The sequence below is a fragment of the Peptacetobacter sp. genome (assembly GCF_029264495.1).
Taxonomy (GTDB): domain Bacteria; phylum Bacillota; class Clostridia; order Peptostreptococcales; family Peptostreptococcaceae; genus Peptacetobacter.
In genome coordinates, this window is record NZ_JARIBH010000001.1 from 1 (window position 1) to 14398 (window position 14398).

Here is a 14398-nt window from a genome sequence, read left to right on the forward strand (position 1 = left end):
TACATTCATAACTCTATAATTGAATAAATTTCTAATACAACTTCTTTATTTGTAATTTATAAATTTATTTTAGTACTTAAGCACCAATTTCTTTTTTATTTATAAAATAACATATTCATTAATATAAATTCAATAAAAATGCCCAACTGGGCATTTTATAGCTCCAACTGGGCATTATTTTTAATCGATATCCATATAACTACTATAAATTTATCTTCTTAAAACTTAAATTCTACACTTCCTAGAATATATCTTCTTATTCTATAGAAGTTTTATTATTTAAATTTTTCTTCATTTTTCTCCACCTATCTCTTGTTTTATAATTCCTATTATCAGCATAATAAATACACAAATAATAGATGATGCTACATAATATATAGATTTATATATATTATTATCTAGCATTACTATTAATACTAGAGCTACAACTATGCTTGATAGAAGTATTGCTACTTTTTTAAATCTTTTTAACTCTATTTTACTAAAAGGATTATTCCTATGTTCCAATGGAGATAAAAAACAAATACCTATATAAGCTATTATCATCTCTATCAAAAGTAAATAATCTAACTTATAATAAAAAACAAATTCGATAAAGCATATATTAACCAAATAAAGTAGCATAAAAACTAATAAACATTTTTTATAATTATCTGCATGGTATCCACCTGTAAATTGTCTAATCGGGCAGTAACACAGTAAAAATAATCCTGTTTCTTTAAATATATTTAATATATATGCTATGAATAATATTGTCGATATATTGATTAAAAATCCTATTAATACACTGAATGCATATGAATATAATTCTTTTTCTTTTTGTTCTATTGTTCTATTAGAAATTAAAAAAGATGTTATCTTGTTAGCAATGGATTCGACCATTTTAGATCCACCTCCATATCCTTTTTCTTAAAAAATAACATCTTTTTATGAAATTTTCAACAAATTTACCTGAATGGTCATTTTATTGACCTGAATTGTATTAATTTATATATATTAAAGATAATATATTATAAAAGGTGCTACCATAAATACAAAATATTTACGGCAGCACCTTCAAAATTTACATATCTTCTTCTATTATTTCAATGCCTTTTTTAACAATTTCTTCAAGTCTATCTATCTGTTTATCAAGATAAAGATATCCAATCAGAGCTTCAAATCCTGTTGCATGTTTATAATCTACTATATCCATGTTTTTAGGAGCAGTATTTGATTTCTGATTTCTTCCCCTTTTGAAAATTCTCTGCTCATCTTCATTAAGTTCAGCTTCTATTCTATGTATTACTTTAGATTGAGATTTTGCATTTACATATTTTATTGCTGTTTTATGGAGAGCATTAACTTTATTGTTAGGGTTTTTAGTTATAAGATATTCTCTTATATATGATTCATATACTGTATCTCCAAGGTATGCAAGTACAAGTGGAGACATAGTTATTAATTCCATTCTATCCATTTTTATACTCTTTTCCATTTAACACCCTGTCTAGTATCTTCAAGAACAATGCCCATATCAAGAAGTTGTTGTCTTATTTCGTCTGCTTTTGCAAAGTCTTTATTCTTTTTAGCTTCTGTTCTTTTTTCTATTAGTTCTTCTATTTCTTTATCGACAGTGTTATCTTTTTCTTTATTTACTATATTTAAAACGCTTGTTAATTCATTAAATTCATCAAGACATTTTTGAGCAAATTCTTTTGATGAGTTTTCATCTACATTTAGATTTATAAATTTAGAAAGTTCAAATATAGCAGTTATAGCATCAGCAGTATTTAAATCATCATCCATAACTTCTACAAATTTATTTCTAAATTTATCAAGTTCTTCAACTAGTGATTTTTCATCATCTGTCATTTCACCTTCTAAGTGAGATAATGTAAATACTAATTTTTCTTTAGTATTATAAAGTCTTTCAAGTCCTGCTCCAGCCTGAGCTAACAAATCGTCACTGAAGTTTACTGGACTTTTATAATGAGCTGATAATAGGAAGAATCTAACTATTTCAAGGTCATATTTTTTAGATATATCTCTTACAGTAAAGAAGTTTCCTTTTGATTTACTCATTTTTTCGTTATTTACATTTATATATCCATTGTGCATCCAGTATTTAGCAAATTGTTTACCACTTCTAGCTTCACTTTGAGCTATTTCATTTTCATGGTGAGGGAATGTTAAATCTTGTCCACCTGCGTGTATATCTATTGTTTCACCAAGATATCTTTTAGACATAACAGAGCATTCTATATGCCAACCTGGTCTACCTTCACCCCATGGACTATCCCAACCTGGTTCGCCTTCTTTTTTAGCTTTCCATAAAACGAAATCCATTGGATGTTTTTTCTGTTCATTGACTTCTATTCTTGCTCCAGCTTCTAGGTCATCTATATTCTGACCAGATAATTTTCCATATCCTTCAAATTTTCTAGTATCAAAGTATACATCTCCATTTACTGCATAAGCGTATCCTTTTTCTTCTAGTTCTTTGATAAATTCTATTATCTGTGGAATATTTTGTGTAACCTGTGGATGAACTGTCGCTCTTTTTATTCCTAGTCCATCGCAGTCAACAAAGTATTCGTTTATATATTTTTTTGCTACTTCTTCAGGTGTTATTCCTTCTTCGTGGCTTCTTTTTATTATTTTATCATCTACATCTGTAAAGTTCTGTACATATGTTACATCATAACCTTGATATTCTAAGTATCTTCTTAAAGTATCAAACATTATAAATGGTCTTGCGTTTCCTATATGTATATAGTTATAGACAGTAGGTCCGCACACATACATTTTTACCTTTCCTTCTTCTAATGGTACAAATTCTTCTTTTTTGTTTGTTAATGTATTGTATACTCTCATTTAAATCACCTCTTTGTCTTTTTGTTATGTTTAAGTATATACCCAAACATCCTTTAATATATCAAGACTTTTCTTATATTGTAACTAATATTTATTTTAATACTAGTTTAACTTGTCTAGTACATTTGCTTTTACATAATCAAGTCTTTTTAGGCAGTTTTCTTTACCTAATACTTCCATAACTTTTGGGATATCTGGACCATGCATCTGTCCTGTTAACATTATTCTTGATCCCATGTATAAGTTTTTACCTTTTATTTTGTATTCTTTCTGTATTGATTTTAGTATAGCAAAGTTGCTATCTGCATCAAAACTTTCTGCTGCTTCTATTTTTTCTTTTAAAGCGTCAAATAATGTTGGTATGTGCTCTAATTTTAAGAATTCCATACCTTCTTCAGTTTCTATTTCAAATTTATCTCCAAAGAATATTGAAACATGGTCAGTTATTTCTTTTGCGTAGTGAAGTTTTTCTTTAACTGCACTTACTATTTCTTTGACTAATTCCATTTTTTCTTCTTTTTCATCTTCTGCTATGTATCCAGCTTCTACTAAGTATGGCATACATAATTCAGCTAAAACAGCATCATCTGCTTCTTTCATATAGTGATGATTAACCCAGTTTAATTTTTCAGTATCGAATACTCCTCCACTTTTAGAAACTCTTTCTATAGAGAAAGCTTCTTCTAGTTCATTCATAGAGAATATTTCCTGATTATCTTCTGGTGACCATCCAACTAAAGCTACATAGTTTACAAGACCTTCTGGAAGGTATCCTTTTTTCTTGAAGTCTTCAACAGCTACGTCACCTTGTCTTTTACTTAATTTTTTCTTTTCTGTATTTAGTATGTTTGGTAAATGTACAAATGTTGGTTTTTCCCATCCAAATGCTTCATATAGATATACGTGTTTTGGAGTTGAAGAAACCCATTCTTCCCCTCTTATTATATGAGTTATTTTCATTAAATGGTCGTCTACAACAACTGCAAAATGATATGTTGGGAATCCATCAGTTTTTATAAGTACCTGATCATCTAAGTCATTTGTGTTGAATTCCATTTCACCTCTTACTAGATCAGTGAATGTTATTTTGTGGTCTTCTGGTAATCTAAGTCTTATAACATATGGAATACCTGCATCTATTTTTTCCTGTACTTCTTCTTTAGTTAAATCTCTACAATGTCCATCGTATCTTGGAGTTTCTCCAGCTTCTTTCTGCTGTTCTCTAACTTCATCTAATCTTTCTTTTGAACAGAAGCAATAATATGCTTTACCACTATCTAAAAGTTCTTTTATGTATTTTTGGTATATATCTAATCTTTCAGACTGTATATATGGACCGTATTCACCTTTTTGAGTTACATTTCCATTTTCATCAAGCATAACACCTTCTGTATGGTTAACTCCTGCCCATTTCATTGCATTAAGCATATTTTCTATAGCACCATCAACAAGTCTAGTTCTATCTGTATCTTCTACTCTTAATATATATTCTCCACCCTCATGTTTTGCGAATAAATAGTTGTAAAGAGCTGTTCTTAAACTACCTATATGTACAAATCCTGTTGGACTTGGTGCAAATCTTACTCTTACGTTACTCATAAAATTCCTCCTAATTTAAATAATTCGGCAAAATTGCCTAAAATCTCATTATTATACAGTTTATTATAACATATTTTTTGTATTGATATGGAAAAATTAAAGCAAGAATGTAGTATAAATCTTATTTAAGATAGTTTTTTATAGTAGCAAAAGAGTGTTGTAAACTTTTAGAAGCATCGTATTTTGTGTAATTTTTTAACAAGAGAAGTTCTTTTCTAGACGCAAAAGCAATGACATCTATAAAATTTCATAATCTCTCTTCTTAGCTACCACCCAAATAAAAAAGCTGCTACATTTAATTGTAACAGCCAATTTATTTTTATTTTCTCGCTCTTATTTTTTCAAATACTTTTTTTCTATATTTTTCACCAAACATCGCATATATTATCAGAAGTATTCCAAAGTTTTTTACAAGTTCAGCTTTTTTTAGGACAATTATTGTTACAAATAGAAGTAGTATTATTATCACATCTAATATGCATACAAATACTCCTGATTTGAATGATATTTTCTCATCCTCTTCTTTTGGTTCGTGCATTTTAAATTTAAAAACAAATAAATAGAAGTTACCCATAAACGCCAATGGGGTAAATGTCCGAGGTGATCCTACTATTTTATACAGATATACAAAAGCTATTACAGAAAATATATTCCAAGCTGAAAAATATAATATCTTTTCTTGTTTTTCAGTTAACTGTATCATACAAATCACCTAATCTATAATTATAAATTTAATAGTATGTAAACCAATGAACATTATTAGCTGGTCTATAAAATACTCTTGTTTTTACAGATGCTGACCCATTACTAACAACTCTTTTTCTAGCACTTTTTAAAACAGATAATGATTTACTTGCTACAGAATATGTTACCTCCTAATAAAATTTACCAATCTGTGTAACTTATTTATTGTATCATTTAAATCTGTACATTTGTTTATTTCATTACAACTATAATAATTTTGTAAATTTTCATTTTAAATTAATAATTCTTAATTTTAAAATTTTATTAAAAGTTATATAAAAAAGCCAATACGTTGAATTATAATAATTCATTTAATCAATTTTTATAACTGCAAAAATAGGAAAAAAACAGTTGGTTAAATTAATGACAAATCAATTACAAATAATACTTTTTTATTGTACCAAAAATAAAAAAGTGTTATTATTAAAAAAATTTAAAAACATTTTTAAAATAAATTTAATAAATATTATTAAGGAGATGTAGACAATGCTAGATTTCAATAAAAAAGATTATAAAAAATTTCTTTACTATATACTAATTCTTGCTATATTAATACCTGTATTTATATTTATTTTAGATAAATTTAATGTAAAAAATATAGATAAAATAGCATTTAAAATAGTAGATTTATATTCATTATTAGTAATAACATATTCTATAATATCTGGAATAATTCATAGAAATGTATTTTCAGAAAAAAATAACAATACTTTTTGCATGATTGGGCTAATTTTTGGAATAGTTGCTGCAATAGCTTATATATTCATAGGAAAAATTATAATAAATATATATCTTGTTTTAGTATTACTAATGGCAATATATTTGTATATTAAATCAAAAAAATTAAATAAATAAAATATTAAGTGAAAGTAATTTGTATTCAATCTATACATATTTAATCACTATTATAAAATAATATAAATTTATATACAAAAAAAGGGAGATAACTCGACTAACACGCCTGTCGCCTGTATAGACGCAAGTGTTGGTTGAGTTACTCCCTCTTTTCCTATTATCTAAGTTCTGATATTTTTTCTTTTACTATTTCTGCTGCATCTACCGCAGATATTAGTTCTCTTTCTTCGCTATTTCTAAACTTCATTTCAACAAGACCTTCTCTTAAATCTCTTCCTACAGTTATTCTCACAGGAATACCTATTAAATCAGAGTCTTTAAACTTAGTTCCAGCTCTAGCATCTCTATCATCTATTAGCACATCTACTCCCATAAGTTTTAGTTCTTTGTAAATTCTTTCAGCAGTATTTACAACCTCTTCATTTTTTAAGTTTACAGGAATTATTTCTACTTCAAATGGAGCTACACTATATGGCCATACTATTCCATCTGCATCAAAGTTTTGTTCAATTATTGTAGCAGTCAATCTTTCTGTACCTATTTCATAGCATCCTAAGTGCATATATTCATCTTTTTCTTCTTCGCTTCTATATTTTACATCCATATTTTCAGAGAATTTTTTACCAGTTTTGAATATATGTCCTATTTCTATTCCTCTTCTTATTTTTAAAGGAGCAGCACATTTAGGGCATTTATCTCCTTCTCTAACTTTTCTAAAATCTCCAACAATTCCTTCAAAATCTCTTCCAAAGTTTGCATTTTTGAAGTGGTATCCAGTTTTATTTGCACCTGTTATTAGATTTTTACCATTTGCTATTTCTTCATCTATAAGTAGCATATCTGTGTTTATTCCTATTGGCCCAGCAAATCCAACTTCTGCACCTGTTACATTTTTTACTCTATCGTCTGTTGCAAGTCCAAATTCTTCAACTTCTCCAATAGCTTTTTTAACTTTATTTTCGTTTACTTCTCTGTCTCCTCTAACAACAACTGTTACAGTTTTTCCATCTGCATAGTATATTATTGTTTTTGCAAATCTTTTTCCATCTGCACAGAAGAATTCTTCTAGGTCTTTTATTGTTTTTGCATCTGGAGTATGTACTTCTTCTAATACTCCAACTTCTTCATTTTCAAATTCTCTTTGCATAGATTCTGCACTTTCTCTATTAGATGCATAACTACATTCAGAACAAATAGCTAGTTCATCTTCCCCTATTTCTGATTTAACCATAAATTCTATTGATGATGGAGAACCCTCTATTCCAGAGTCTGCTTTTACTAAACTATATTTTATTCCACATCTATCAAAAATATTTTTAAATTTCTGTATCATTTCTTGATAAGATTTTTCAAGACTTTCTTCATCTTTATCAAAACTATATGCATCAAACATTGTAAAAGATTTAGTTCTCATAGTTCCAAATCTTGGTTTTTTTTCATCTCTATATTTACTTTGAATTTGATATAGTTTTACGGGTAACTGTTTGTATGAGCTTACTTCTTGTCTTACTATATCTGTAAATACTTCTTCGTGAGTAGGCCCTAGACAATATTCTTTTCCTGTTCTATCTTCTAATCTGAATATTTCTGCTCCTCTTCTATTCCATCTACCAGATTCTTGCCAAAGTTCTGATGGTATAAGTGCAGAACAAAGCATTTCCCGATAATCTACATCTTCTATTTCTTCTTTTATAATTTTTTCTATTTTTCTTTCAACTTTTAATCCTAGAGGTAATTGATTGTATATTCCAGAAGATGTTTTTCTTACCATTCCTGATCTTAACATAAGTTTATGACTTTCTACCTCAACATCTGAAGGTATTTCTCTCATTGTAGGTATAAACATTTTTGAAAATCTCATTTGAGTTTCCTCCAATTCATTGATATAAATATATAAAAAGTCTGCCATCAAAGAATATGGCAGACTTTTCAGGCTTATATTTAATTTTACAACCATATTCTCCAATAGTATATGATTTTTAAAATTTTATGTTCTTATTTTTATATTTATTTTTAGTTATTAATAAGCTTTTGCTACTATAACCATATCTTTAGCTTCTTTTCCACAGTATACACATTTATTAGTTCCTAAATCTTCTTGTTCAAATGGTATACATCTTATTGTTGCTGTTGTTTCTTCTTTTATTTTAGCTTCACATTCTGGGCAACCACACCACATAGCTTTTATAAATCCAGGTTTTTCTTCTAAAGCTTTTTTGAATTCTGTCATATCTTTAGCTACAGAAGTTCTGTTTTCTCTATGTTTTCTAGCTTTTTCGAACATATCATTATGTATAGTATCGAATAATCCAACTACATGTTCAACTAAATTGTCTAATGAAACAGCTTCTTTTTCTAAAGTATCTCTTCTGAATACCATAGCCTGATTATTTTCTATGTCTTTTGGTCCTATTTCTATTCTTACTGGTATACCTTTCATTTCACAGTCATTTAGTTTATATCCTGTTGAGTAGTTTGGTCTATCGTCAACTTCAACTTTAGCACCTTTTTCTTTAAGAGCTGCATATATTTCATCAACTTTTTCCATTACTCCACCTTTATTAGCAGCTATTGGAACTATCATAACCTGAGTTGGAGCTATTCTTGGAGGAAGTACTAATCCTCTGTTATCAGAGTGAGTCATTATAAGTCCACCGATAAGTCTAGTTGATATACCCCAAGAAGTATGGTATGGATGAGACATTCCTCCATCTCTATCTGCAAATGATATATCAAATGCTTTTGTAAAGTGCTGTCCTAAGAAGTGACTTGTTCCAGACTGTAATGCTTTTCCATCGTGCATCATAGCTTCTATTGTATAAGTTCTTTCTCCTCCAGCGAATTTTTCACTTTCTGATTTCTGTCCATCTATTACTGGCATAGCTAATAAATCTTCACATACTTCTTTGTACATACGAAGAATATCTAATGTTTCTTTTTCTGCTTCTTCATATGTTTCATGTAGAGTATGTCCTTCTTGCCATAAGAATTCTGAAGTTCTTAAGAATGGTCTAGTAGTTTTTTCCCATCTTACAACAGAACACCACTGATTGTATAAGTATGGTAATTCTCTATATGATTTTAACCATTTAGCGTACATTGTACATATTATAGTTTCTGAAGTTGGTCTAACACATAATCTTTCTTCTAATGTTTTGTTTCCACCCTGTGTTACCCATGCAACTTCTGGTGCAAAACCTTCAACGTGTTCTGCTTCTTTAGTTAAAAGACTTTCTGGTATTAATAGTGGGAAGTAACAGTTTTTATGTCCTGTTGCTTTTATTTTAGCATCAAAGAATTCTTGTATTTTTTCCCATAAAGCAAATCCATATGGTTTTATAACCATGAATCCTTTTACTGGTGCGTAGTCTACTAAGTCAGTTTTTGTTACTACATCTGTATACCACTGAGCAAAGTCAACTTCCATAGGTGTAATTTCTTCAACAAATTGTTTATCGTTTTTAGCCATCTTTTTTCTCCTTTAATTTATTTAAATTTGTATATTTTTTATAATAAAAAAAGCCTTTCATCTCTAAATAGAGACGAAAGACTGTATTTCCGCGGTACCACTCTAGTTAATTACAAATGAATTGTAATTCTCTTTATGGAGTATAACGGCTCCTCCCGTAAAGGTTGCTACCCCTTTAAGCTAAAAGATTGGTTCAGTTGCTTTTATTTAGAAATTTCCCACCGTCATTTCCTCTCTGTCAAATATCCACGACCTACTACTTCTTTATTATTGCATAATATTGTGAATTTATTAAATTGCTGTTATTAATTTCACTTATACTACACATAATATATTATTTATTCATTTCTGTCAATAACAAACATATACTTTGTGATGAAATTCCTTCTCCACTTCCTGTAAATCCTAATTTTTCTTCTGTTGTAGCTTTTACATTTATATTTTTTATATCAGTATTTAATATTTTTGCAAAGTTTTCTCTCATTTTTTGTATATGTGGTGCCATCTTTGGAGCCTGAGCTATTATTGTACAGTCTATATTTCCTATAATATATCCCTCTTTTTTCATTATTTCATAAACGTACTCCATAAGTTTTAAACTATCTGCTCCTTTGAATTTTGGATCTGTGTCTGGGAAGTGTTTCCCGATATCTCCCATCGCCATAGCTCCAAGTATTGAGTCCATAACTGCATGTGTAAGTACATCTGCATCAGAATGTCCTAATAATCCTTTTTCATAAGGAATTTCAACTCCTCCTATTATTAGTTTTCTATCTTCTACAAGTCTATGTACATCATATCCCATTCCAACTCTCATTTTTTTCCTCCTATAAATTTGCTTATCATATAGTCACTATAACACAATATTAATACTAAAATTTACATAATTTTTATTTTTGTAAATATTATTTATTTTGTATCTAAATAATTATTATAGCTATCTCATAATATTATTTTTTATATATTTAATATTTTTATTAGTTGTTTATCTATTCTTTTATTTTCCGGGAAATAATTTCTGCTATCGCTAAATCTTCTGGACTAGTTATTTTTATATTATTATAACTTCCATCAATCATATATACCTTATGTCCTGCACGTTCTACAATCATAGCATCATCAGTTCCATAAAATCCATCTTCGTATGCTTTTTTATAAGCATCTTTTATAAGATTAAATTCAAATGATTGTGGTGTTTGAGCTGCCCAAAGATTTGCCCTATTGGGAGTATCTTTTATTTCATTTCCATCTACAATTTTTATAGTATCTTTTACCATAACACCTACAACTGTAGCTTTTAATTTTTTAGTTTCATTTATTGCATTTTCTATAATTTCATCTGTTATAAAAGGTCTTGCTCCATCGTGGATAAGTAAAATATCACAATTAGGACTAACCTTATCAAGACCATTATTTATAGTATCTTGTCTCTCTTTTCCTCCATAAGATATTATTATATTTTCAAAATGGTATTTTTCTAAAATATTTTTTCTTACAAATTCTTCTTCTTCTTTTTTTATACAAAGAATTATTTCATTTATCATTGAAGAATTGTAAAATCTCTCTATCGTATGTGCGATAATCTCTTTGTTATCTATTTTTATAAATTGCTTATTCATACCAGCATTCATTCTTTTACCACTACCAGCAGCAACAATCATAACAGTATTCATATTGTATATCCTTTCTAAATTTAATTCTTTATGGAAATTATGCAATGTAGAAAACTTAAACATTTTATCTTTAAACTGACGATTTTTTTCTACAGCTTTTTTATAATTTTTTATATATGTTTTAACTTGTCTTTCAATAACTTTATATTTTTCTGATATAATTTTTTGCTGAGAATTTGGTATATTCAAACTTTCAACTGGTATTATATATTCATCATCAACTATAAGCATTTTCCTATAATCAAAGCCTGCATTAGGCTTACTTTTAGAAGGAACAGGGTAACCTACAACAGCATTTCCTAATTTAGGTAAGTTAGTCCTCAAAGGTATTAATATATTATTTTCATCAATTTTTATTTTCAAAAAAAGATACATTCTATTAGATTGTTTTTTTATATTTGCAACATCAAGCATTTCAATAAATTTAGAATTATATTTTTTGAAATACTTTTCACTTATTAAAACAATATTATGATTATTACTCATTTATGCGTTCCTTTCTTACTATTTAAATATAGAAAAAGGAACATCAAATGATGTTCCTTTTAGTTAACTTTTTTTGGTTTTATTTTTAGCCAGGGCTACCAACAAACACCTCAACTTATTTCTGGTTTTATTTTTGGCCAGGGCTACCAGCAAACACCTCAACTCTATCTATTTATATTATACTTTAAAACTAGTATAAAGTCAAAATAATAGAAATTTTTATTTATTATAAAACCTTTTTTAGTATATGTCATTCTAAAAATCAGCTTTTTTGCACTTAATGTTATTTTTTCTCGCATATTCCATAGCAACAGAATTAGCTTCACAATATATTGTATATTTATCACTTGAATGGCTATAATAGAAAAGTAAATTATCTCCTATCTTAGTTACTGTTTTAGGAATATATATTGTTTCTAAAAATGTATCATAAAAAGCCTTTCTTCCTAAAATTTTTGTTCCATCAGGAATCTTAACATTATGAAGACTATTACATCTAAAAAATGCTTCTTCTTCTATTTCTACTAATTTCGTTGGCCATATAATTTCTTCTAGTGCATTACAAAAGCTGAATGTACTTTCGTGAATAACTTCAATTTTATTACTCATTTCAATTTTTCTTAAATTCCCACATCCAAGAAAAGTATACGCTCCCATATATTCTACATTAGGAGGAATTACTACCTCTCTCAAATTTGTATTTGAAAAAGCACCTTCTCCATATTTCGCTAAATTACCACCAATTTGAACAAGACTATTAGGCAACTTAATACTCTCTAATGATTTGCAATCTTGAAATACTCCACTTCCAATTACTTTTATTCCTTCACTTACATTAATTTTTTTAACTGTTAAACATCCCTTATAAACACCTTTTGCTATTCCTACAATATTACATCCATTTATCATATTTGGAATAGTCATTTCTTCCTCTTCAAAGCCTTTAAATTTTGTAATATAATAACCTAATTCCGTTTCATAAATATCGTATTCATTAGGATTTCCTCTAACTATTTCTCTACCTTCATTTTTATTTCCATTACTCCATTCTTCACTTATGCTCTTTAAAGCATCTTTTAAATCTAAAACTATATCATATGAATATTGAATAGCAATTCCATATTCATCCTCTAACTGTTCAACAAATTTCACTATATCGTCTATGTCATCCTTATTTATACTTTCTTTTATACTTTCAATCATCCCACACTCATACATAGCAACAAGAATATTAACCTTTCTCTTTTGAGATGGATAGTATTCCATTAATGAACTCTTAAACTGTTTTACACTTTCTAAACAATTTGGATAATAATTGAAAAACTTCTTCAAATCTTTCATAATATTTCCCCTCCCAAAATATAACTCATTACTTTGCTTTTATTTTATCATTATTTAAAACACAATGTATATATTTAAGACAAATAAAAAAGGAACATTCAATAATGCTCCTTTAAATTTAAATTAATGCTATCTTATCAGGAATAAGAATTTATTCCTCGTTATTTAATAGTAATAATTGTAATAATTATAAAAATTATCTAGTTGTTCTGTAAAATCTTGTAATCCATTCAAGCTATTTACTATCGGTCCTATATCATTTCTTATTTTATCAGATGTATATCCATACGTTTCAACAATATAATTTAATAAATCCATATCTGAGGTTAGGTATCTTCCATCAGAATATGATATACTCTCAATTTGATATTCATTACTTTCTACATCTAAACGATATCCGACTATAACAAACTCATCGGGTGATGTATATTCTACATATCCATCATAAGGAGATTCCCATTTTCCACCCTCACCATAGTAATTATCCATATAATTTTCTATAGTATAATCTGGTTCCCATTCTAGAAAGCTATCCTTAACTATTTTTACTTCTGGATCCTCTAAGAAATCGGGTAATAATAGGCAAATAGCACAACCTAATACAAAAATAATTGCCAAAACTTTGAATATATTTTTAGGAGGAGTTTCCTCTTCCTTTTGTCCTAAAGTAGGATTGGGGCAACCACATTCAGAACATACTTTTATTCCTTCTTCTATATAATTACCACATTCTCTACATTTTGTTGACATATTTACACATCCTTCATAACATTTTAATAAAATCGGTATTATTTTTCTTTTATTTTATCCAATATACTATTCAACAATAAAACCTGCTTGTTACTATTTACAACTAGTGTTTCTATTGCATTAAAAACTTGTATTATCAGAATCCCCATTAAACATCCAATTAAAAATATAACTATAGCTGATGGCCTAGAGTATTCTGCTATTGTTAGCATTATCATAAACGAGATTCCAATTTCACAAATTCCCAAGATGAATCCTATTTTTTTAAGTCCAATAGAATAAATTTTATCCGCATAGTCATTTATTTCATTAATTCTATAATTATCTTTGTTAATATTTGTATTTTCGGACTTTGTTTCATAAGTCATATTTACATGCTCTTCTCTGTCCTCATTTTTATTTATATTTTCTGAATGTGAGTTTAGTTCAACTTCTTTTTTTTCATTATCGGCTTTATTTTTTTCTATATTTTCAATTATTATACTTATTGGGCAGCCACATTTTGGACATGATTTTGCTTCTTCCGAAACAAAACTATTACATTCTGTACATCTAATTAGCACTACTACACCCCCTACTTAATTATTTTTTTATACTACTCCCATAAATCTATTATATACATCTT

At 28.0% G+C, this 14398-nt stretch carries 13 protein-coding genes and 1 other annotated feature; of the genes, 1 reads left to right on the forward strand and 12 read right to left on the reverse strand.

Annotation, left to right across the window (positions count from 1 at the left end; all coding sequences use genetic code 11):
• Window positions 1-291: 291 nt before the first annotated feature.
• The 5 genes from Q1J78_RS00005 to Q1J78_RS00025 form a co-directional block, all read right to left on the reverse strand.
• The gene (locus Q1J78_RS00005) at window positions 292-882 is read right to left on the reverse strand and encodes an accessory gene regulator ArgB-like protein (RefSeq protein ID WP_300278682.1); all 591 of its coding nucleotides are present in this window, start codon (window positions 880-882) and stop codon (window positions 292-294) included.
• A gap of 181 nt (window positions 883-1063) precedes the next feature.
• Complete coding sequence (locus tag Q1J78_RS00010) at window positions 1064-1477, reverse strand: Mini-ribonuclease 3 (RefSeq protein WP_300278685.1); 414 nt, start codon at window positions 1475-1477, stop codon at window positions 1064-1066.
• Complete coding sequence (cysS, locus tag Q1J78_RS00015) at window positions 1462-2856, reverse strand: cysteine--tRNA ligase (protein WP_300278689.1); 1395 nt, start codon at window positions 2854-2856, stop codon at window positions 1462-1464. The genes Q1J78_RS00010 and cysS overlap by 16 nt, the downstream gene beginning before the upstream one ends.
• Before the next feature lie 102 nt (window positions 2857-2958).
• Window positions 2959-4455 (reverse strand): glutamate--tRNA ligase, encoded by a 1497-nt coding sequence (gene gltX, locus Q1J78_RS00020; RefSeq protein ID WP_300278692.1) that lies wholly within the window; start codon window positions 4453-4455, stop codon window positions 2959-2961.
• A 319-nt stretch (window positions 4456-4774) separates the two neighbouring features.
• Entirely contained in the window at window positions 4775-5158 is a 384-nt protein-coding gene (locus Q1J78_RS00025) for a hypothetical protein (protein ID WP_300278694.1), read from the reverse strand.
• Window positions 5159-5685: 527 nt separating this feature from the next.
• Between Q1J78_RS00025 and Q1J78_RS00030 the strand changes: the two genes are divergently transcribed.
• On the forward strand, window positions 5686-6054 hold the full coding sequence (locus Q1J78_RS00030; protein ID WP_300278697.1) for a hypothetical protein: 369 nt from the start codon (window positions 5686-5688) through the stop codon (window positions 6052-6054).
• 157 nt (window positions 6055-6211) lie between these two features.
• On the opposite strand, the gene Q1J78_RS00035 is transcribed toward Q1J78_RS00030, so the two are convergent.
• The 7 genes from Q1J78_RS00035 to Q1J78_RS00065 form a co-directional block, all read right to left on the reverse strand.
• Window positions 6212-7915 (reverse strand): proline--tRNA ligase, encoded by a 1704-nt coding sequence (locus tag Q1J78_RS00035; protein ID WP_300278700.1) that lies wholly within the window; start codon window positions 7913-7915, stop codon window positions 6212-6214.
• A gap of 159 nt (window positions 7916-8074) precedes the next feature.
• Window positions 8075-9523, reverse strand: a complete 1449-nt coding sequence (gene proS / locus Q1J78_RS00040; RefSeq protein WP_300278703.1) for a proline--tRNA ligase — start codon at window positions 9521-9523, stop codon at window positions 8075-8077.
• A gap of 66 nt (window positions 9524-9589) precedes the next feature.
• Window positions 9590-9803 (reverse strand) — a binding site (T-box leader).
• 54 nt (window positions 9804-9857) lie between these two features.
• Window positions 9858-10340, reverse strand: coding sequence for a 2-C-methyl-D-erythritol 2,4-cyclodiphosphate synthase (gene ispF, locus Q1J78_RS00045; protein ID WP_300278706.1), 483 nt, complete (start codon window positions 10338-10340; stop codon window positions 9858-9860).
• A 172-nt stretch (window positions 10341-10512) separates the two neighbouring features.
• Window positions 10513-11682: a 2-C-methyl-D-erythritol 4-phosphate cytidylyltransferase gene (ispD, locus tag Q1J78_RS08655; protein ID WP_330683258.1), complete on the reverse strand. Its 1170-nt coding sequence runs from the start codon at window positions 11680-11682 to the stop codon at window positions 10513-10515.
• 255 nt (window positions 11683-11937) lie between these two features.
• Window positions 11938-13023 (reverse strand): leucine-rich repeat domain-containing protein, encoded by a 1086-nt coding sequence (locus Q1J78_RS00055; protein ID WP_300278709.1) that lies wholly within the window; start codon window positions 13021-13023, stop codon window positions 11938-11940.
• 165 nt (window positions 13024-13188) lie between these two features.
• Window positions 13189-13773 (reverse strand): hypothetical protein, encoded by a 585-nt coding sequence (locus Q1J78_RS00060; RefSeq protein ID WP_300278712.1) that lies wholly within the window; start codon window positions 13771-13773, stop codon window positions 13189-13191.
• A 38-nt stretch (window positions 13774-13811) separates the two neighbouring features.
• Window positions 13812-14336 (reverse strand): nucleoside transporter family protein, encoded by a 525-nt coding sequence (locus Q1J78_RS00065; protein ID WP_300278715.1) that lies wholly within the window; start codon window positions 14334-14336, stop codon window positions 13812-13814.
• Window positions 14337-14398 lie beyond the last annotated feature (62 nt).

Coding starts and splice junctions, on each gene's coding strand:
- Q1J78_RS00060 (WP_300278712.1), bottom strand. CDS start 13,773: ATGTCAACAAAATGTAGAGAATGTGGTAATTATATAGAAGAAGGAATA.
- proS (WP_300278703.1), bottom strand. CDS start 9,523: ATGGCTAAAAACGATAAACAATTTGTTGAAGAAATTACACCTATGGAA.
- Q1J78_RS00005 (WP_300278682.1), bottom strand. CDS start 882: ATGGTCGAATCCATTGCTAACAAGATAACATCTTTTTTAATTTCTAAT.
- gltX (WP_300278692.1), bottom strand. CDS start 4,455: ATGAGTAACGTAAGAGTAAGATTTGCACCAAGTCCAACAGGATTTGTA.
- Q1J78_RS00030 (WP_300278697.1), top strand. CDS start 5,686: ATGCTAGATTTCAATAAAAAAGATTATAAAAAATTTCTTTACTATATA.
- Q1J78_RS00025 (WP_300278694.1), bottom strand. CDS start 5,158: ATGATACAGTTAACTGAAAAACAAGAAAAGATATTATATTTTTCAGCT.
- ispF (WP_300278706.1), bottom strand. CDS start 10,340: ATGAGAGTTGGAATGGGATATGATGTACATAGACTTGTAGAAGATAGA.
- ispD (WP_330683258.1), bottom strand. CDS start 11,682: ATGAGTAATAATCATAATATTGTTTTAATAAGTGAAAAGTATTTCAAA.
- Q1J78_RS00010 (WP_300278685.1), bottom strand. CDS start 1,477: ATGGAAAAGAGTATAAAAATGGATAGAATGGAATTAATAACTATGTCT.
- Q1J78_RS00055 (WP_300278709.1), bottom strand. CDS start 13,023: ATGAAAGATTTGAAGAAGTTTTTCAATTATTATCCAAATTGTTTAGAA.
- Q1J78_RS00035 (WP_300278700.1), bottom strand. CDS start 7,915: ATGAGATTTTCAAAAATGTTTATACCTACAATGAGAGAAATACCTTCA.
- cysS (WP_300278689.1), bottom strand. CDS start 2,856: ATGAGAGTATACAATACATTAACAAACAAAAAAGAAGAATTTGTACCA.